Annotated in this window: 20 protein-coding genes, 1 pseudogene and 1 riboswitch; of the genes and pseudogenes, 11 read left to right on the top strand and 10 right to left on the bottom strand. The window is 71.6% G+C overall.

Annotated features, from left to right (window positions below):
* Nucleotides 1-99: 99 nt before the first annotated feature.
* Nucleotides 100-251, bottom strand: a riboswitch (cyclic di-AMP (ydaO/yuaA leader).
* Between the two features lie 162 nt (nt 252-413).
* On the bottom strand, nt 414-1085 hold the full coding sequence (locus AC2W7J_RS06535; protein ID WP_427801696.1) for a GTP pyrophosphokinase: 672 nt from the start codon (nt 1083-1085) through the stop codon (nt 414-416).
* Nucleotides 1086-1184: 99 nt separating this feature from the next.
* Here AC2W7J_RS06535 and AC2W7J_RS06530 point away from each other — a divergent pair, with 99 nt between their 5' ends.
* Both AC2W7J_RS06530 and AC2W7J_RS06525 read left to right on the top strand, forming a co-directional pair.
* The gene (locus AC2W7J_RS06530; protein WP_427801695.1) at nt 1185-2150 is read left to right on the top strand and encodes a GNAT family N-acetyltransferase; all 966 of its coding nucleotides are present in this window, start codon (nt 1185-1187) and stop codon (nt 2148-2150) included.
* Entirely contained in the window at nt 2147-2641 is a 495-nt protein-coding gene (locus tag AC2W7J_RS06525; RefSeq protein ID WP_427801694.1) for a hypothetical protein, read from the top strand. Before AC2W7J_RS06530 ends, AC2W7J_RS06525 begins: the two co-directional genes overlap by 4 nt.
* Here the strand turns inward: AC2W7J_RS06525 and AC2W7J_RS06520 are convergent.
* Entirely contained in the window at nt 2628-2894 is a 267-nt protein-coding gene (locus tag AC2W7J_RS06520) for a metal-sensitive transcriptional regulator (protein WP_007923848.1), read from the bottom strand. The genes AC2W7J_RS06525 and AC2W7J_RS06520 overlap by 14 nt on opposite strands.
* A 25-nt stretch (nt 2895-2919) precedes the next feature.
* A complete protein-coding gene (locus tag AC2W7J_RS06515) occupies nt 2920-3321 on the bottom strand; it encodes a DUF302 domain-containing protein (protein ID WP_427801693.1) in 402 nt (133 codons plus the stop codon).
* A 211-nt stretch (nt 3322-3532) separates the two neighbouring features.
* Here AC2W7J_RS06515 and AC2W7J_RS06510 point away from each other — a divergent pair, with 211 nt between their 5' ends.
* Both AC2W7J_RS06510 and AC2W7J_RS06505 read left to right on the top strand, forming a co-directional pair.
* Nucleotides 3533-4765 (top strand): rhodanese-like domain-containing protein, encoded by a 1233-nt coding sequence (locus AC2W7J_RS06510; RefSeq protein WP_485981830.1) that lies wholly within the window; start codon nt 3533-3535, stop codon nt 4763-4765.
* A 26-nt stretch (nt 4766-4791) separates the two neighbouring features.
* Nucleotides 4792-5016 carry a hypothetical protein gene (locus tag AC2W7J_RS06505; protein WP_459229909.1) on the top strand — a complete coding sequence of 75 codons (225 nt, stop codon included), beginning with the start codon at nt 4792-4794 and terminating at the stop codon, nt 5014-5016.
* A 58-nt stretch (nt 5017-5074) separates the two neighbouring features.
* Here AC2W7J_RS06505 and AC2W7J_RS06500 read toward each other — a convergent pair whose 3' ends face one another.
* From AC2W7J_RS06500 to AC2W7J_RS06490, 3 genes are all read right to left on the bottom strand, one after another.
* Entirely contained in the window at nt 5075-5563 is a 489-nt protein-coding gene (locus AC2W7J_RS06500) for a pyridoxamine 5'-phosphate oxidase family protein (protein ID WP_485981829.1), read from the bottom strand.
* Between the two features lie 2 nt (nt 5564-5565).
* Entirely contained in the window at nt 5566-5925 is a 360-nt protein-coding gene (locus AC2W7J_RS06495) for a hypothetical protein (protein WP_485981828.1), read from the bottom strand.
* A gap of 311 nt (nt 5926-6236) precedes the next feature.
* A complete protein-coding gene (locus AC2W7J_RS06490; protein ID WP_485981827.1) occupies nt 6237-6656 on the bottom strand; it encodes an ankyrin repeat domain-containing protein in 420 nt (139 codons plus the stop codon).
* Nucleotides 6657-6753: 97 nt separating this feature from the next.
* On the opposite strand from AC2W7J_RS06490, the gene AC2W7J_RS06485 reads away from it, so the two are divergent.
* The 3 genes from AC2W7J_RS06485 (at nt 6754) to AC2W7J_RS06475 (ending at nt 9602) form a co-directional block, all read left to right on the top strand.
* On the top strand, nt 6754-7566 hold the full coding sequence (locus AC2W7J_RS06485; RefSeq protein WP_427801688.1) for a sulfite exporter TauE/SafE family protein: 813 nt from the start codon (nt 6754-6756) through the stop codon (nt 7564-7566).
* A gap of 63 nt (nt 7567-7629) precedes the next feature.
* Nucleotides 7630-8217: a rhodanese-like domain-containing protein gene (locus tag AC2W7J_RS06480; RefSeq protein WP_084449625.1), complete on the top strand. Its 588-nt coding sequence runs from the start codon at nt 7630-7632 to the stop codon at nt 8215-8217.
* A gap of 11 nt (nt 8218-8228) precedes the next feature.
* Nucleotides 8229-9602: an MBL fold metallo-hydrolase gene (locus AC2W7J_RS06475; RefSeq protein ID WP_485981826.1), complete on the top strand. Its 1374-nt coding sequence runs from the start codon at nt 8229-8231 to the stop codon at nt 9600-9602.
* A gap of 151 nt (nt 9603-9753) precedes the next feature.
* Here the strand turns inward: AC2W7J_RS06475 and AC2W7J_RS06470 are convergent, their stop codons facing one another.
* Nucleotides 9754-10650, bottom strand: a complete 897-nt coding sequence (locus AC2W7J_RS06470; protein ID WP_485981825.1) for a hypothetical protein — start codon at nt 10648-10650, stop codon at nt 9754-9756.
* Nucleotides 10651-10800: 150 nt separating this feature from the next.
* Here AC2W7J_RS06470 and AC2W7J_RS06465 point away from each other — a divergent pair, with 150 nt between their 5' ends.
* On the top strand, nt 10801-11835 hold the full coding sequence (locus AC2W7J_RS06465; protein WP_485981824.1) for an NAD(P)-dependent alcohol dehydrogenase: 1035 nt from the start codon (nt 10801-10803) through the stop codon (nt 11833-11835).
* A 246-nt stretch (nt 11836-12081) separates the two neighbouring features.
* Complete coding sequence (locus AC2W7J_RS06460) at nt 12082-13254, top strand: endonuclease (RefSeq protein ID WP_485981831.1); 1173 nt, start codon at nt 12082-12084, stop codon at nt 13252-13254.
* 3 nt (nt 13255-13257) lie between these two features.
* Here the strand turns inward: AC2W7J_RS06460 and AC2W7J_RS06455 are convergent, their stop codons facing one another.
* Nucleotides 13258-13665, bottom strand: coding sequence for a hypothetical protein (locus AC2W7J_RS06455; protein WP_485981823.1), 408 nt, complete (start codon nt 13663-13665; stop codon nt 13258-13260).
* Nucleotides 13666-13768: 103 nt separating this feature from the next.
* Between AC2W7J_RS06455 and AC2W7J_RS06450 the strand changes: the two genes are divergently transcribed.
* The gene (locus tag AC2W7J_RS06450) at nt 13769-14614 is read left to right on the top strand and encodes a MerR family transcriptional regulator (protein WP_255184746.1); all 846 of its coding nucleotides are present in this window, start codon (nt 13769-13771) and stop codon (nt 14612-14614) included.
* Nucleotides 14615-14660: 46 nt separating this feature from the next.
* On the opposite strand, the gene AC2W7J_RS06445 is transcribed toward AC2W7J_RS06450, so the two are convergent.
* Nucleotides 14661-15065, bottom strand: a complete 405-nt coding sequence (locus AC2W7J_RS06445) for a hypothetical protein (protein WP_255184745.1) — start codon at nt 15063-15065, stop codon at nt 14661-14663.
* A 906-nt stretch (nt 15066-15971) separates the two neighbouring features.
* Between AC2W7J_RS06445 and AC2W7J_RS06440 the strand changes: the two genes are divergently transcribed.
* Entirely contained in the window at nt 15972-16700 is a 729-nt protein-coding gene (locus AC2W7J_RS06440; RefSeq protein ID WP_485981822.1) for a hypothetical protein, read from the top strand.
* Between the two features lie 79 nt (nt 16701-16779).
* Here AC2W7J_RS06440 and AC2W7J_RS06435 read toward each other — a convergent pair.
* Nucleotides 16780-17379 (bottom strand): annotated as a pseudogene (locus AC2W7J_RS06435) (MFS transporter); the annotation flags it as partial.

Genomic DNA, 17379 nt, shown 5'->3' with positions numbered 1-17379 from the left:
CGGTGCCCAGGCTCACGGCGGCGACGGCGACCATGCTGGCGCCGGCGCGGTGGGGGGTCTTGGTGCTCGGGGCGCGGTGGCGCCCGGCGTAGAACATCGACATGGGATCTCCTCCGCCTGCGGGGTTAGCTGTCGGGTTGGAGTGGAGATGAGCACTCCGTCGGCTCGTCCTGCGACGAGCAGACTTCACCCCGAGGCGCTGGGGCCGGTGGTACGTGGGTCCCCCGCTCCTGCCGTGGCGTTCAGGGACCACCCGGCTGGCAGGACTCGGCGACCCGGTGGCGGCCCCGCTGCGTGGGGCCGTGAAGAAGAATAGGGCATTCGGACACGGTGTGGTCACGAATCTGTGGAGAACTTTTATCGATCTCGGCGCGTCGGTGGCGCAGGATCGTCGCGGCGGTCGGGAGCCCGCCTCAGTCGGTGCCGTGCACGGCCCGGTGGAGCTGCGCCATCTCCTCGTCCATGCGCGCGGCCGTGGCCGCCGCGTCGGTGATCCGCTGGCGCAGGTGGGCGGGGACGTCGCCCTCGTACTTGTAGAAGATCTTGTGCTCCGTGCTCGCCCAGAAGTCCATCGCGACGGTCCGGAACTGCACCTCGACGGGGACCTGGACCGGCCCGGAGGAGAGGAAGACGGGGATCTCGAGGATGACGTGCAGCGACCGGTAGCCGTTGGGCTTGGGGTTGGCGATGTAGTCCTTGACCACGCGCACGGAGATGTCGGCCTGCTCGGTGAGGGCGGTCATCAGGCGGTAGACGTCGGCGACGAAGGAGCAGATGACGCGCACGCCCGCGATGTCGGTGATGTGCTCGCGCAGCGCCGGGATCTCCAGCTCCACGCCCTGGCGGGCAGCCTTCTCGAGGATCGACTCCGGGCTCTTGACCCGCGTCGAGATGTGCTCGATGGGGTTGTCGAGGTGCAGCTCGGCGAACTCCTCGCGCAGGATCTCCAGCCGGGTCGCCACCTGCTCCATGCCGAAGCGGTAGCCGAGCATCATCCGGGTGAAGTCCTCACGGATCTGGGCGAACCGGCGGACGGCGTCGTCGGAGAGCTCGGGCAGGCCAGAGGGCTGGGCGGCGCTGGTCACCCGGCCAGCGTAGGACGGTCCCCTGTGAGTCGGGTGTGCACCGGCGGCAGGACGAAGGGGGGAGCGCCCCCCTTCGTCCGTGGCCACTAGCGTGCTGTCGTGACCTCTGCCCCGCTCCTGCCGATCCGCACCGAGCGCCTCGTGCTGCGGCCGTACACCCACGACGACCTCGAGGCGAGCCTCGACTACTACGGCGACCCGGAGGTCGCCCGCCACCTGCTCGAGCCGCCGTGGACCCGCGAGGTCGCGGTCGCCAAGATCGCCGCACGGGTCGAGCGGACCGGGCTGGACGCCCCGCGGCAGGCGCTGGCCCTCGTCGTCGAGCACGAGGGCCGGGTCGTCGGCGACGTCGCCCTGTGGGCCACGGACGAGACGGGGGCGAAGGCCGAGGTCGGCTGGGTCTTCCGCCGCGACGTCGCGGGGCGGGGCTTCGCGACGGAGGCGGCCCGTGCGGTCATCGACCACGCCTTCGACCACTACGGCGTGCACCGCGTCGTCGCCGAGCTCGACGCCCGCAACTCCGCCTCGGCGGCCCTGTGCGAGCGGCTCGGGATGCGGCTCGAGGCGACCCACCTGCAGGACCTCTTCAGCAAGGGGGAGTGGACCGACAGCCTCGTCTACGCCTCGCTGGCGAGCGAGCGGCCCCGCGACCACGGTGACGCGATCGTCGTGAGCGCCGTCGACCTGCGCGACGCCGACGGGCATGTGCTCACGGTGCGCAAGCGGGGCACCGAGTCCTTCATGCACCCGGGCGGCAAGCCCGAGCCGGGCGAGAGCCCGGCGCAGTGCGCTCTCCGGGAGGTCGAGGAGGAGCTCGGCCTCGTCCTCGACCCCGAGGCGCTCGAGCTCGTCGCCGTGCGCCGCACGGCCGCGGCCAACGAGGCCGGCCGCCCGCTCATCGCGAGCGTCTTCCGCCACCCGCACCTGTCGCGCGAGTCCCGAGCGCCGGTCGTCCCGGCCGCTGAGATCGAGGAGGTGCGCTGGACCGACCCGGCCCAGGCGCTTCCCGACGACGTGGCCCCGCTGCTGCGCTGGCTCGTCGAGCGCGAAGGGGGTGCGGCATGAAGGTCGTCGACCCCAGGGGCCGCACGTGGCGGGTGTCGCGGCGGTGGATGCCGTGGCGGCGCAAGAGCCGCGTCGGGGACTGGGCCGACGTGCCGACCGGCGGCGGACTCGGCGACGACCCGATCAGCGCGATCATCGGTGTCTTCCTGCTGATCCTGATCATCCCCTTCGTCATCCTGTCGATCGTCGTGGCCCTCGAGATGCTGCTCCTGCTGCTCGTCCTCCCCTTCGCCCTGCTCGGCCGGATGGTCTTCGGCCGGCACTGGCACGTCGAGGTGCGGGACGGCTGGGAGTTCGCGTGGGAGACCGAGGCCGGCGACTGGCAGCAGAGCGGGCGGGCGATCGAGCACATCGCCGAGGGTCTGCGCTGCGGGCTGGTCCCGTGGCAGGCGGCGAGCCCCGCTGCGGCACAGGCCTCCCCGCACCAACCCGGCACGGGTGGGCCTCCGCCCGGGCAACCGCCCCCGCCGCCGGGCGTCAGGCGAGGGTGAGGAAGAGCTTTTCCATCGCGGCGCGGTCGTCCTCGTCGACCCCGTCGGGCGACGAGAGGCACTCTCGCAGGCCCGAGGAGACGATGGCGAAGCCCGCGCGGTCGAGGGCGCGGCTCGCTGCGGCGAGCTGGGTCACGACCTCCTTGCAGTCGCGCCCCTCCTCGATGAGCCGGATGACGCCGCCGATCTGACCCTGGGCGCGGCGCAGTCGGTTGACGACCGGGCCCATGTCCTCCATGTCGAGGGTGACCATGTCTCTCTCCTTCGGGGTTGGTGGGTCAGGAGACCCTGCTCGGCAGCGAGGCCAGAGCGGTGTCGAGGCGGGTGCGGGCGTCGGCTGCGACGTCCTGCAGCTGCTCATTGTCCGTCACCCCGACCATCATGTCGGGGTCGAGGGCCTCGACGACGGTGCGGGCGTCGCCGTCGGTGCGCACGACGACATTGCACGGCAGCAGGAGCCCGATCGAGGGCTCGTGAGCCACCGCCTGCTGCGCCAGCTGGGGGCGGCAGGCACCGAGGATGACGTAAGGGGCGAGGTCGGCGTCGACCTTCGCGTTGAGCGTGCCGGCGAGGTCGATCTCGGTGAGGACGCCGAAGCCCTGCTCGGCCAGCGCCTCGCGGGTGGCGGTGAGCGCCTCGTCGAACGGTGCGTCCACAGTGGTGCTGATGCCGTACTGCATGTCATCTCCCTTCGGTCCGTGGCTGGGCGGGCCACTGTTGACAGCATACCCCTAGGGGTATTAATTTGTCACCCGTGGAGCCCACGATCATCACCATCGAGACCCCGAGCCTGGGCGACCGTTCCTACCTCGCCCATGACGCGACGTCGCCTTCGTCGTCGACCCCCAGCGAGACATCGACCGCGTCCTCGCGGCTGCCGACGAGGCCGGCGTGCGGATCACCGACGTCTTCGAGACGCACATTCACAACGACTACGTAACCGGGGGGCTGGCGCTGGCACGCCGCCTCGGTGCCCGCTACCACGTCAACGCCGAGGACGAGGTCTCCTTCGGCCGCGAGCCGATTCGCGACGGCGACGTCGTGGAGGTCTCCCCGGTGATGCGGGTGCGGGCCATCGCGACCCCTGGTCACACCTTCACCCACCTCTCCTACGCGATGGAGAGCGTCACCGACTCCGGCGCCACCGACTCGGCCGTCTTCACCGGCGGGTCGTTGCTCTTCGGGGCCGCTGGTCGCCCGGACCTGCTCGGCCGGGACCACACCGGCAATCTCGTGCGCCACCAGTTCGCCTCGATCCACCGTCTCGTCGACGAGCTGTCCGAGTCCGCCGAGGTGCTGCCGACCCATGGCTTCGGCTCCTTCTGCTCGGCCGGGTCCACCGGCGGAGCGACGGAGTCGACGATCGCCGAGGAGAAGCGGCGCAACCCGGCGCTCACCCAGACCGAGGAGCAGTGGGTGGCCGACACCCTCGCGGGCCTGGACGCCTACCCGGCCTACTACGTCCACATGAGCCCGGCCAACGCCGCGGGGCCCGACGCAGCCGACCTGAGCGCCCCCGAGCGGGCCGACAAGGACACCCTCGCCCAGCGCATCGACGCCGGGGAGTGGGTCGTGGACCTGCGCACCCGCACGGCCTTCGCGGCCGGACACGTGGCCGGGACGCTGAGCTTCGGGCTGGACGGGCAGTTCTCCACCTACCTCGGGTGGCTCATCCCCTGGGAGGCGCGGGTCACGCTGCTCGGTGAGACCTCCGAGCAGGTCGCCGAGGCCCAGCGGGAGATGGCCCGGATCGGTCTGGACCGGATCGCCGGTGCCGCCACGGGTGCACCACAGGACTGGACCGACCGGCCGCTGGAGACGTTGGAGACCGCGGCCTTCGCCGACCTGTCCCAGGTGCGCCACCACCGGCCCGTGCACGTCCTCGACGTGCGCCTCGCCGGGGAGTACGCGGACGGTCATGTCGAGGGCGCGCAGAACGTGCCCATCGGCGAGCTGCTCGACCGGTTCGACGAGATCCCCCAGCGCGAGCTGTGGGTCCACTGCGGCAGCGGCTACCGGGCCTCGATCGCCGCGTCGCTCCTCTCCGCCCGAGGTCACCGCGTCGTCCTCGTCGACGACGCCTTCGACAACGCCGGCGCTGCCGGCCTGCCCATCACCGACTGATCACCCGAGACCCGAGGAGACCCTCCATGTGCCGTCAAGCGAAGTGCCGCGTCTGCGGCAAGACCACCTGGGCCGGCTGCGGCCAGCATGTCGACCAGGTGATGGCCGGCGTCCCGCGCGCCGACCGGTGCGCCGGTCACGACCAGCAGCGCTCGTCGAGCGCGTCCGGTCAGTCCGGTCAGTCCGGTCAGTCCGGTCAGGCCGAACAGTCGGTGCCGTCGATGCTCGGTCGCCTCTTCGGCCGCGGCTGACCCGGGCCCAGCCGACCCGGGCGCGAAGGGGAGGCCCGCTGGCCTCCCCTTCGCGCGGCTACTCCATCGCCGCACGCGTCCGCCCGAGGCCCGGCGTGCGCCAGACGGAGGCGTCCGCGACCGGGAAGCGCCGGCCGGTGACCTCGTCGGCGCGCACCCGGATGAAGCGGTCCTTGCGGCCGGCCTGCCACGGCTCGAGCGGGAGGTCGGCGCTGTCGATCACCGCCTCCACGTCGGTGATCGTGTGGGCGCGCCCCTTGACCACGACGCTCCACGCGCGCCCCGTCTCGGGGTCGAAGCCGTCCGCCTCGATGGCCACCGGGGCGTCGCTCATCGCCGCGTGGGCCTTCGTCCCCTCGCCGGTGCGGAGGACGACGCTGCCCTGGTCGACCACGATGTTGACCGGGAAGATCTCCGGGTGACCGTCGACCACGACGGCGAGCCGCCCGATCGGGACCTCCCGCATCAGCGACCAGCAGGTGTGTGCCTCGAGCGTCTCCACGGTGTCCGTCGACTCCATCTGTGCCGTCCCTTCTCCGGTGTCCACGGTCAGGCGATGCCGACCGCGTCGAAAGCCGTGGCGACCGCCGCGACCTTGGTCTCCCGCTCGGCGGCGGGTCGTGTGCGCAGCAGCGAGCGGGCGCTCGCCACGGATGCCGCTCGGGCGTCGAGGAAGCCCGACGTCCGGGAGAGTCGCTGGGTCAGGGCACCGAGGCTGGTCAGCGCGTCGTCCTGGTGCCCCTCGAGGTATGCGCGGGCTGCGGACTCGGGGTCGAGCCGGGCGGTGAGCTCGGGGTCGAGCGATCGGGTCACCGGCTCGGGGGCGATGCCCGCGGGCGACGAAGGGGAGTCCTCCCACACGTGGATCGAGGACCTGCTCAGCCCGTCGGGGCGGCGATCGTCGGGCATCGCGGGCTCCTTCGTCGATCACCTCATGTTATGGCCGGAGCGCGGCTCGCGGGAAGGGGTGCGCAGCACCAGGAGGGCGCCGGCGGGGACGACGAGCAGCGCGACGCGCCCCCAGAGATCACGGCGACGCCCAGCACCGTGAGCCAGGCGCGGAGGTCGCGATCCACGTGCCCTGCCCCGTCAGTGCGCCCGTGAGCGGCGCTCAGGCGAAGGCCGTGACGAGCAGGCCGGTGGCGAGGCTTCCGACCATGGCCACGGCGAGGATGATCGCGAGGACGCGTCGTGTCGTGTCGGAGAACATGGTGGAGACCCTATGGGTCCGCTGGTCGGCTCGGCGGCAGCAGATCGGTCCGCTCGAACATCGCGGCCGTCTCCCGAGCGGTCGGGTGGCCGGCATCGAGGTCGGCGCCGTGCTCGAGGAGGGCGTCGACCACGTCGGCCTCGCCCTTGAAGACGGCACCGGCCACGGGCGCCTGACCGCGGTCGTTGAGCCGGTTGACGTCGGCACCCCGCTCCGCGAGGGCCCGCACGAGGGCGGCGTGCCCGTGGTAGGCCGCCAGCATGAGGAGGGTGTTGCCGTCCGGCCCGGCGAGGTCGACCGGTGCGCCGGCGTCGACGTAGGCGGCCACCCGCTCGGCCTGCCCTTCGCGGGCCCAGTCGAGGAACTGGTGGGCCAGCTCGACGGTCCCCTCGGAGGGCTCCCCCGGGTGCGGGTCGGAGTGCTCGGTCATCGTCGCAGTGTGGTCGACGGAGGTGCCCGACGCGCGCCATCGGGCCCGGAGTGTCCGCGCCTTGCACGTATACCCCCAGGGGTATTAACCTCGAGCCATGCACACCGCCGCACTCCTTGCCGTGATCCCGCTCGGGCTGGCCGTCGGCCTCGCCCTGGGCGCCCTCGGCGGAGGCGGCTCGATCCTCGCCGTGCCCGTGCTCGTCCACCTGCTCGGCCAGGGGCCGGTCGCGGCGACGACGAGCTCGTTGATCATCGTCGGCATCACCTCGGTGCTCTCCCTGCCGGCCCACCACCGGGCCGGCCGGGTGCGCCTCGGGCAGGGGCTGACCTTCGGCCTCCTCGGGGTCCTCGGCGCGGTCGCCGGGTCCGCGGCCTCGCGTGCGGTCGAGCCCGACGTCCTCATGACCGCCTTCGCGGTCCTCATGACGGTCGTGGCGGTGCTCATGCTCCGTCGCGGCACGCGCCCGGAGCCCGACCTCCGGCCGCACGAGCCGATCCTCACCCTCAACCCCGTGACCTGCGCCTGCCCGCGGCTGCTCAAGCTCGTCGTGGCTGCGAGCCTCGTCGGACTCCTCACCGGCTTCCTCGGTGTCGGCGGCGGCTTCGTGGTCGTGCCGGCGCTCGTCATGGTCCTCGGCTTCCCGATGCCGGTCGCCGTGGGCACCTCCCTGCTCGTCATCGCCGTCAACAGCGCGACCTCCCTCGTCGCCCGCTTCCAGCACGGCGCCGGCGAGCTCGACTGGCCGCTGATCCTCGGCTTCGCCGCGGCGGCGGTCGTCGGCAGCCTCCTCGGCAGCCGCGTCGCCGACCGCATCCCCGCGCAGCGCCTCTCCAAGGCCTTTGCGGTCCTCGTCCTGGGCGTCGCGGCCCTCACCGCCGCGCAGGCCCTCCCCGGGCTGCTCGCCTGACGCAACCTGCCCCCGACCAACCCGACTGACCTCCCCTTCGTCCATCCCCGATCAAAGGAACCCATGACCACCGTCACCACCCGCCCCATGACCCTCACCGCGACCGACCTGCGGGACTGGCTCGCCGAGCCGGCTGGCCCGCGTCTCGTCGACGTGCGCACGCCGGCGGAGTTCGCCGCGTCGCACATCCCCGGCTCCTACAACGTGCCGCTGCCGCTCCTCGAGGAGCACCGCCGCGAGCTGGCCGAGCACCTCGACGACGACGTCGTCCTCGTGTGCCGCTCGGGCGCGCGCGCCTCCCGGGCCGAGAGCGCCCTGGCCGATACCGGGACGGACCACCTGCACGTCCTCGACGGCGGCATCACCGCGTGGGAGAGCGCCGGTGGAGACGTCGTTGCGGGCGAAGGGGGCTGGGACCTCGAGCGCCAGGTCCGCCTCGTCGCCGGCTCGATCGTCCTCACCGGCATCCTTGCGAGCACCGTCGTCCCGCAGGCCAAGTGGCTCTCCGCGGGCATCGGCGCCGGCCTCACCGGCGCCGCCCTGACCAACACCTGCGCGATGGGCGCGCTCCTCTCGCGCATGCCCCACAACCGTCGCCACGAGCCCACCCCCGAGGCCGTCTTCGCGCAGCTGCGCGGCGGCCGGAACTGAAGGAGACCGACATGATCCTCACCCAGTACTACCTCGGCTGCCTCTCGCACGGCTCCTACCTCATCGCCGACGAAGGGAGCCGCCGCGCCGTCGTCGTCGACCCCCAGCGCGACATCCAGCAGTACCTCGCCGACGCCGCGGCGCACGACCTGACGATCGTCGGGGTCATCAACACGCACGTCCACGCCGACTTCGTCGCCGGTCACCTCGAGCTGGCCGCAGCGTCCGGCGCGTGGATCGGCTACGGGCCGACGGCGGCCGAGCGCGCCGAGTTCGAGGTGCGCACTCTCGCCGGGCGCGACCGCATCGAGCTCGGTGACGAGGTCACCCTCGAGATCCTCGAGACCCCCGGTCACACGTGGGAGTCGATCAGCGTCCTCGTCCACGAGGGCGGCATCCCGCACGCGGTGCTCACCGGCGACTCGCTCTTCATCGGCGGCGTCGGCCGGCCCGACCTCGTCGTCTCCGACGGCTCCACCGCCGAGGACCTCGCCACGGCGATGCACCACACCCTCCACGACGTGCTGCTCCCGCTGCCCGACGAGACCAAGGTCATGCCGGCGCACGGTGCCGGGTCCTCCTGCGGCCGTGGGCTCTCCGACGAGCTCGAGTCGACGATCGCGGCGCAGCGGGCGAACAACCCCTTCGCCGCTCAGATGTCGCTCCAGGACTTCGTCGGGATGGTGACCACTGGCCAGCCGTCCGCCCCGGCGTACTTCCAGGTCGACGCCGCGCTCAACCTGCGACAGCGTGACCTGCTCGAGCCCGGCCAGCCGGTCGTCCCCTTCACGCCCGCCGAGGTGGCCGCCGCGATGGCCGGCGGCGTCACCGTCGTCGACGCCCGCTCGCCCGCGGACTTCGCGAGGGGTCACCTCACCGGCTCGGTCAACGTCGGCCTCGACGGTCGCTTCGCCGAGACCGTCGGCACGGTCGTCGACCACGACGCCGAGGTCCTCCTCGTCGCTCCCGACGGTCGGGCCGCCGAGGCGGCGCTGAGGATGGGCCGGGTCGGCTACGACGCGGTCGTCGGCCACGTCGCCGCGCCGCTCACCCTCGACGGTCCGCTCGCCCCGCTCATGACGGCGAGCGAACGCACCGAGGTCGCCGACCTCGCGGCGCTGCCCGAGCACACCGTCGTCGTCGACGTGCGCAATGCCGGCGAGCGCGACCGCGGCCAGGTCATCCCCGGTGCCGTCCACATCCCCCTGGCCGAGCTCGCCAGCCGCCACACCGAGCTGCCGAACGATCGCCCAGTGCTCGTGCACTGCGCCGGCGGGTGGCGCTCGTCGGTCGCGGCGAGCCTGCTGCGCTCGGTCGGCCACGCGGACGTCACCGACCTCGTCGGTGGGTACGCGGCCTGGGAGCAGCAGACCGTCGACGCCTGAGTCCGAGGTGCGCCCACGGCTCCTGCGCTACGTCCCGTGACGTAGCGCAGGAGCCGTTTGTCGTCCGGTGCCCGGGCCGTTGAAGTGCGGAATGGTGGTGGCGAGGCCCCGGGCCGTCCGTGCGAGGAGGATCAGCTCGAAGGTCTCGGGATCATCGGGCACCCACCGATCGAAGGTCGCCGTGGACGCCCGCGAGGACGGCGAGCGCGCCGGGCGTCGCGAGCAGGGTGATGGCCGCGACGGCGGGCTGGATGGTCCCGCCGTGGGCGAGCAGCAGCTGGGTCGGGCCCTGCAGCGCGGCCGTGCAGCAGCCGACCCACACGACGAGGTGAGGGAGCCGACCGCGCTCCGGTGGGACGGCCAGGCGCGCCGACGGGGCGACGACGGCGGCGAGCGCCAGCAGCCCGCTGACGACGAGGACCGTGCGCTGGACCGGCGCCTCCATCCCCTGCGGTCCCGCGTCACCGGGGCCGGCCACACCCCACCACCCCATCGCCAGGGCGAAGGGGAGGACCGTCACCGCGCCGAGGGCGAAGGTCAGGCGGCGCTGCACCCGCGGAGGGCTGGCGAAGCTGGCGCCCCACCGGCCGTCGGCGTACCGGCACAGGAGCACGGCCAGGGCGACACCGAGCAGGGTGAACCCGCCGTAGACGCACCCGAAGACCCAGGCCGCCATCCCCTCGCCCTCCACGGACGGGCGTCCGTGGGCGATCGTCTCGACGACCTGACCGAGCAGCATGCCCAGCAGGATCGGCGCGAGCAGCCCGCTCGCGCCGGCGGCGAGCAGGGCGAAGAGCCGTGCGGGCAGTCGATCTGCCCAGGGTCGGGTGAGCGACCAGGCCAGGCCGAGCGCGACGAGCTCGAGGCCGACGGTGACGAGGTTGCCCACGACGAAGCGGGTCGAGCGCATCGTCTCCGTCGCGGCCTCGGTCAGGCCGATCGGCGAGCCGGTGAGCCATAGCAGCTTGAGCGTCAGGTAGGGCGTCACGGCCACCATCGCGAGGACGAGGGGCCACGGGAGGGCGCGGGGTGCGGTCGTCGTGGTCACCTCCCCATCCCACCGGTCGGGTGAGGCTCGGCGACAGGGTGTGGACCCCCCTTCGTCCGTGGGGCAGGCACCCGCCTGCGTTTGGTGACGAAGGGGGTGCAGGAGTTGACTGAGGGGGTTCCCCCTTCGTCCACTCGAGAGGAGCGCCCCGTGCGCACCGTGAAGGCCTGGGCGGCCCCGTCCGCCACCGAACCCCTGACCGCGACGACCATCGAGCGTCGAGACGTCGGCCCCAACGACGTCCTCATCGAGATCGCCTACGCCGGCATCTGCCACAGCGACATCCACACGCCGGCCGAGTGGGGCGACGTGCACTACCCGATCGTCGTCGGCCACGAGATCGCCGGTGTCGTCGCCGAGGTCGGCTCCGAGGTGACCAAGCACGCCGTCGGTGACCGCGTGGGCGTCGGCTGCCTCGTGAACTCCTGCGGCGAGTGCGATGCCTGCCGGGCGGGCAACGAGCAGTACTGCCCCGACGCGATCGGCACGTACAACGCGACCGATCGCGACGGCACGATCACGCAGGGTGGCTACTCGACGCACGTCGTCGTCGACGCCGACTTCGCGCTGAAGATCCCCGAGGGCATCGAGCTCGACGTCGCGGCCCCGCTGCTGTGCGCCGGCATCACGACCTGGACGCCGCTGCGCCGCTGGGGTGTGCGCGAGGGCTCCAAGGTCGCGGTCGTCGGTCTCGGCGGGCTCGGGCACATGGGCGTCCAGCTGGCCGTCGCCCTCGGCGCCGAGGTCACGGTGCTCTCGCAGTCGCTGAAGAAGCAGGAGGACGGCCTCGCGCTCGGCGCCACCGACTACCGGGCGACGAGCGACGACGAGACCTTCACCGACCTGCGCGGGAAGTTCGACCTCATCCTCAACACCGTCAGCGCCGACCTGCCGATCAAGAAGTACCTGTCGCTGCTCGCCCCGGAGGGCACCCTGGTCAACGTCGGCGCCCCGGCCGAGCCCTTCGAGGTCCCGGCCTTCGCCCTCATCGGGGGCAGCAAGGCCCTCGCCGGCTCCAACATCGGCGGTATCCCCGGCACCCAGGAGATGCTCGACTTCTGCGCCGACAAGGGCATCGGCGCCAAGATCGAGGTCATCCCGGCGGACAAGGTCAACGAGGCCTGGGACCGCGTCGTCGCCTCCGACGTGCGCTACCGCTTCGTCATCGACGCCGCGACGATCTGAGTCGCACCCCCGAGCACAAGAGGTCGTCCTGAGGCCTCTCGCGGCAGACGAACGTCACGAGATGCACCAGGACGACCTCTTGTGCACGCCGGGGTCCCTCGAGTCCTGACGAGTGCGGGGCTTCAGGGAGGACCGGGAGAGAACTGCGACCCGGTCCTGACCTATCGTTCACCCGCGGACCGAAGGGGGTCGCGAACATGGGCGCGACCCCCTTCACCCACCCCGTGAGGTCCGCCCGTGTCCCGCATGCTCCGTCGACTCGCCGGCACCACCGCCGCCGTCGCCCTCGTCGCCGTCCCGATCCTCCCTTCGCAGGCCGTCACCCAGACGACCGGCGCCGCTGCGGTTCAGTCCGCCGCCGCGCTCTCGGTCGCCGACGCCCTCTCCCGGCAGGACGGGTCCACCCAGACCGTCCGCGGCCACGTCGTCGGCCAGCCGACCGCGACCGACCGGGTCGTGACGAGCGGCTTCCCCAACGACTACGCCATCGCGATCGCGGCGACGAAGGGGGAGGGCGACACCTCGAAGATCCTCTACGTGCAGGTGCCCTCGGCCCTGCGCGCCCAGTGGGGCCTGGCCTCCAACCCGGACCTCATGGGCCAGCAGGTCGACGTCACCGGGGCCCTCGCCAGCTACTTCTCCCACCCCGGGATGACCGGCACGAGTGCCATCGGCCTGGCCGACGGGACCACCCCCGAGGACCCGGAGGACCCCGGTGACCCGGGCGAGCCGACCGACCCCGGCAGCTACTACGACGGCACCGCGGGACTGACCGGCGCGGCCCTGAAGTCGAAGCTCCACGACATCATCAGCAACAACCGGGTCCTGTCCTACGACCAGGTCTGGGACGGCATCAAGGACGTCGACGAGGACCCGCAGAACACCAACAACGTCGTCCTGCTCTACAAGGGCACGAGCTCGCCGAAGTCGAACAACGGCGGCGACGCCGACAACTGGAACCGCGAGCACGTCTGGGCCAAGAGCCACGGCGACTTCGGCACGTCCAACGGCCCGGGCACCGACCTGCACCACCTGCGCCCGACCGACGTCACGGTCAACAGCGACCGCGGCAACCTCGACTTCGACAACGGCGGCAGCGAGAACGACGAGGCCCCGGGCAACTACGCCGACAGCGACTCGTGGGAGCCGCGCGACGCGGTCAAGGGCGACGTCGCCCGGATGATCTTCTACATGGCCGTGCGCTACGAGGCCGGCGACATGGTCGACCTCGAGGTCAACGACCAGGTGAACAACGGGTCCAACCCCTACATGGGGCGGCTGTCGGTCCTCAAGCAGTGGAGCCAGCAGGACCCGCCGGACGCCTTCGAGCAGCGGCGCAACGAGCGGATCTTCGACAACTGGCAGGGCAACCGCAACCCCTTCATCGACCACCCGGATTGGGTCGAGTCGATCTGGTGACCCTCAGTCGGTGAGCTCCAGCCGGTAGCTCGTGCCGGCGTCCGTCGTCGGGGTGGCGAGCCTCAGCGGGGTCCCGCGCTCGACGGTGAAGTCGTGCTCCGGGTCGAGCAGGTCGATCCCGCCGCCCTCGTCGGCCGGCGACATCGCGTCCGCCGTGCGGATCTCGACCTCGTCGTCGTCGACGTCGGTGAAGGTGATCTCGAGGTCGTCGTCGACGCGGAGGGTCTGGCCCTCGACCGCCTCGACCTCGGTCGTCGTGTCGGTCGACTCGTGGTCGGGGCCCCAGCCGTTCCAGTCGCTCGCCGTGATCGTCAGCGGGACCGGCTCCTGGTCCCGGTCGAGCACCCCGCACCCACCGAGGGGCAGCAGCAGGGCGAGGGCCGTCGTGAGGGTGAGGTGTCGCCGGGTCATGGTCGCTCCTGGGTCGGTGTCGTGGATGGGACGGGCGGGGGTGCCTCGCGGTTCCCACGGAGGTCTTGACCCTCACACCGTGTGAGGCGTCAGGGTGGTGCCCATGACCGACACCCCGGACCTCATGGCGATCGGCGACTTCTCCTCCAGGTCGCGGCTCAGCGTGCGGATGCTGCGTCACTACGGCGAGCACGGGATCCTCGTGCCCGCCGACGTGGACGCCGCCTCCGGCTACCGCCGCTACGCGCCGGAGCAGCTCGCCGAGGCCGCCCACGTGCGGCGGCTGCGCGACGTGGGATTCACGGTGTCCGCCATCTCGGTCCTCCTCGCCACCCACGGCACCGAGAGCTACCGGCAGGCACTCGCCCTGCAGCGGGAGTCCCTCGGCGACGAGCTGCGCGCGGCCAAGGAGCGGCTGGCACTCATCGACCAGCTCCTCGACCAGGAAGGCACTGCCATGTCCACCATCACCGTCACCCGCACGACCGTCCCCGCCCGCACCGTCGTCGCCCTGCGCGGCACCGTCCCCGCCTACGACCAGGAGGGGCGCCTGTGGGAGCGGCTCCTGCCCGAGCTCGGGCGCCAGGGGCTGACGCCCACCGGTCCGTGCGGTGTCTTCGAGCACGACCCCGAGTACCGCGAGGCCGACCCGACCCTGTCGATCTGGCTGCCCGTGCCCCCCGGCACCACCGCGCAGGCGCCCCTCGAGGTGCACGAGCTGCCCGAGCAGGAGGTCGTCCTCGCCCACGTCGAGGGGCCGTACACGCTGATCAGCGAGGCGCACACGCGCATCGACGAGCTGGTCCGGTCCGAGGGGCTGACCCTCGCCCCGCGCTCCGGCGTCGACGACGACATCGCCGTCCTCGGCTTCAACCGCTATCTCGTCGACCCCTCGCAGGCCGCCGCGCCGGAGGACCTCGTCACCGAGGTGTGCGTGCCGTTGGCCTGACCCAGCCGCTGGGGCCCCTCGCTTCGCGTGGAGCGAGGGGCGAGGCTCATGGAACCAAGGTGACCTCGTACTCCGTGTATCCATCGAGCGACGGCGTGGAGATGTGCAGGGGACTGTCCGTGCTGACGGTGAACTTGTCCTCGAGATTGCGCAGATCACGACCACCGTCGACTCGCTTGGCCAGCCGGCGGTCTGTGGAGATCTCCACCGCCGACTCGGATGTCGAGTCCACGGTGATCTGTACCGTGTCGCCGGCATGGTCGATCGTTGCGACCTCGCCTGGGCTCGCGCTGATCCGGGTGATCGTCGGATCGGTGTCCTTGGCAGAGCCGTCTCCGTGGAAGGCGGTCGACACCTCAATGTTCATGCTGCTCCCTGGATCGGCGGAGCACCCAGTCACGGTGAGTGCCAGGGCGGTCACAACCGACACGGCGCGCAGGACAACGAGCATGGTGGCTCCTCGGCTGATGGGCGATGGTCCTTGACCACCGTATGTGTAGCCGCAGTTGCTCCACAGGGGAGAGCTCCCCATCGACCACTGCAGGGGGTCTTACTCTAGGGTCGACCGCAATCAGGGCTTCGGACGGGATCCAGGGGGACACTCACGTGACAGGCGCGACCACGTTGACCGACTTGGTGGGGGCCTACGTCCACGACCCGCAACCAGAACGGCTCCGGGAGCTGCGTTCCGTCGTCAGGGGTTCGCCCACCTTCGACCCGGATCTGGACGTTGCAGCCGTGGTCGGCACCTCGCTCGACGACGGACGGGCCAGCGACACCATCCGTGCGCTGACGGGCAAGATGCCTGGGGCAGCGCTGAACCCGCGGGCGCACGCCGTGCTCGCATCGGCCTTCGAGGAGGTGGGAGACGAGGCGGCTGCCCGGCGCGAGCGACTGATGGCACAGCTGTCGATCACCTCGATCCTGTCGACCGGGGACGGGACCCGGGAGCGACCGTGGTCGGTCCTGCGAGTCGCGGATGAGTACGACGTCCTCAGGGCAAAGAACATCCGGCCGTGCAGCAGGCGGTGCTTCAGGCCGATGGCCGAGTCCTCGATGGTCACGAGGACGCTGCGGGGGGCCGTGTCTGGTTCGCGCTCGAAGACGCGCGCAGCCTCGGGGGTGAGCTCTGATGGCGGGCGGCATCACCCATGGGTCGGACACCGCTCGACTGCGGGAGGTCGGTGGGCAGCTGATCGCCAGCTCACGCTCCTTGGAAGAGCTGGCGACCCAGGGGCGCGGGCTGCTCGCGACTTTGCTGGACAACTGGTCCGGACAGGATCTCGAGGCCTTCGCCCACGGGGCCTGGCCCCCTGCTGACCGCTGCCTCACCCAGGCCGCCGCTCTGGTCGCGGCCATGGGCAAGACGGCCGTGGCACAGGCCGACGAGCAGGATGGTGTCAGCGAAGGCGCGGTGCGCTCCGGCGGGGGGAGCGGTGGAACGTCCCCGGGTCTCTTCGAAGAGGGCCAGTCGCGCGACGCCGCTGACTACGGCGAGCTCCAGGACGGCATGACCGACAAGTGGGAGAGCTACACGACCGAGGAGCGCGAAGCCATCTTCCGCGAGATCGTCCGGCGTGAGGCGGAGAAGTATGGCATCGAGCCGACACCCAGCATCATCTGGGTCGACGACCCAAACTTCACCTCCAACGGCGTGTCCATCGACAACGGTGACGGCACGTACTCGATCAAGATCAACGCAGGCAACATGGACGACCCGATGATGTTGCACACCATCTACCACGAGATGAGGCACGCGGGTCAGTCCGAGATGAGGCACAACCAGCCCAGTGCCATCGAGCGAGCCATCGACGCGGCCACGGGCCAGGACAGCTATCCCGACGGAGTGACCCACGAGCAGGTCCAGGAGTGGGAGGAAAACTCACTTCCCGGCAACTACGTCGACCCCAAGGAGGACTTCGACGGGTACTTCGACCAGCCCGTCGAGAGGGACGCGCGGGCCGAGGGTAGCGAAGGCGTCGAGGGTCTTTCGCCAGACGAGGCTGACGAACTGCTCGAGACCGGACAGCGCACGGACGAGGCCAACAAGCGGATCAAGGAGGTCCTCGACCACATCTTCGGATAAGGCCATCGCTTGGCCTGACCCAGCCGCACGAAGGGGGTGACCCGCCGCGTCCTGCGGTGGGTCACCCCCTTCGACGTGGTCAGGACTCGAGCAGGTCCTTGCCCTTGGTCTCCTGCATCGTGAGCACGACCGCGGCGGAGACGAGCAGCAGCACCACCGAGTAGGTGACGAAGGCGCGCGGCCCGACCTCGGTGCCCAGCCAGGTCTGCAGGTAGGGCGCGGTGCCGCCGAAGAGGGCGACGGCGATCGAGTAGGGGATGCCGGCGCCGATGGTGCGGATGCGGGTGGGGAACATCTCGGCGAAGACCGCCGGGAGGATCGCGGCCGCCGCGGCGATGAAGACGAGCGCGACGCTCATCGACACGGCCAGCTGCACGGCCGAGTCCTGCAGGTAGGCGTTGATGGGGAAGGAGACCGCCGCCATGCCCAGTCCGCTCGCGGCGAAGACCGGCTTGCGGCCGATGCGGTCGGACAGGCGGCCCCACAGGGGCAGCACGGCGATGAAGACGAGGTTGGCGACGACGCCCGCCCACAGGGCCGACTGGGCGTCGATGCCGAGGGTCGCGATCGCGTGGGCGGGGCGCGGCGATGGCCCACGTGTAGAAGGCGACGGTCAGGCCGACCGTCAGGCCGATGACCTTGGCCGCCGAGGCCCGGTGGCGACGCGACGATGCGCGGG

The sequence above is a fragment of the Janibacter sp. CFPM2_SD2 genome (assembly GCF_057364645.1).
The sequence above is the reverse complement of the archived record's forward strand: the minus strand, read 5'-3'. Positions and strand labels throughout refer to the sequence as shown.

Coding starts and splice junctions, on each gene's coding strand:
- AC2W7J_RS06525 (WP_427801694.1), top strand. CDS start 2,147: ATGAAGGTCGTCGACCCCAGGGGCCGCACGTGGCGGGTGTCGCGGCGG.
- AC2W7J_RS06520 (WP_007923848.1), bottom strand. CDS start 2,894: ATGGTCACCCTCGACATGGAGGACATGGGCCCGGTCGTCAACCGACTG.
- AC2W7J_RS06515 (WP_427801693.1), bottom strand. CDS start 3,321: ATGCAGTACGGCATCAGCACCACTGTGGACGCACCGTTCGACGAGGCG.
- AC2W7J_RS06505 (WP_459229909.1), top strand. CDS start 4,792: ATGTGCCGTCAAGCGAAGTGCCGCGTCTGCGGCAAGACCACCTGGGCC.
- AC2W7J_RS06495 (WP_485981828.1), bottom strand. CDS start 5,925: ATGCCCGACGATCGCCGCCCCGACGGGCTGAGCAGGTCCTCGATCCAC.
- AC2W7J_RS06490 (WP_485981827.1), bottom strand. CDS start 6,656: ATGACCGAGCACTCCGACCCGCACCCGGGGGAGCCCTCCGAGGGGACC.
- AC2W7J_RS06485 (WP_427801688.1), top strand. CDS start 6,754: ATGCACACCGCCGCACTCCTTGCCGTGATCCCGCTCGGGCTGGCCGTC.
- AC2W7J_RS06480 (WP_084449625.1), top strand. CDS start 7,630: ATGACCACCGTCACCACCCGCCCCATGACCCTCACCGCGACCGACCTG.
- AC2W7J_RS06475 (WP_485981826.1), top strand. CDS start 8,229: ATGATCCTCACCCAGTACTACCTCGGCTGCCTCTCGCACGGCTCCTAC.
- AC2W7J_RS06460 (WP_485981831.1), top strand. CDS start 12,082: ATGCTCCGTCGACTCGCCGGCACCACCGCCGCCGTCGCCCTCGTCGCC.
- AC2W7J_RS06455 (WP_485981823.1), bottom strand. CDS start 13,665: ATGACCCGGCGACACCTCACCCTCACGACGGCCCTCGCCCTGCTGCTG.
- AC2W7J_RS06450 (WP_255184746.1), top strand. CDS start 13,769: ATGACCGACACCCCGGACCTCATGGCGATCGGCGACTTCTCCTCCAGG.
- AC2W7J_RS06445 (WP_255184745.1), bottom strand. CDS start 15,065: ATGCTCGTTGTCCTGCGCGCCGTGTCGGTTGTGACCGCCCTGGCACTC.
- AC2W7J_RS06440 (WP_485981822.1), top strand. CDS start 15,972: ATGGGCAAGACGGCCGTGGCACAGGCCGACGAGCAGGATGGTGTCAGC.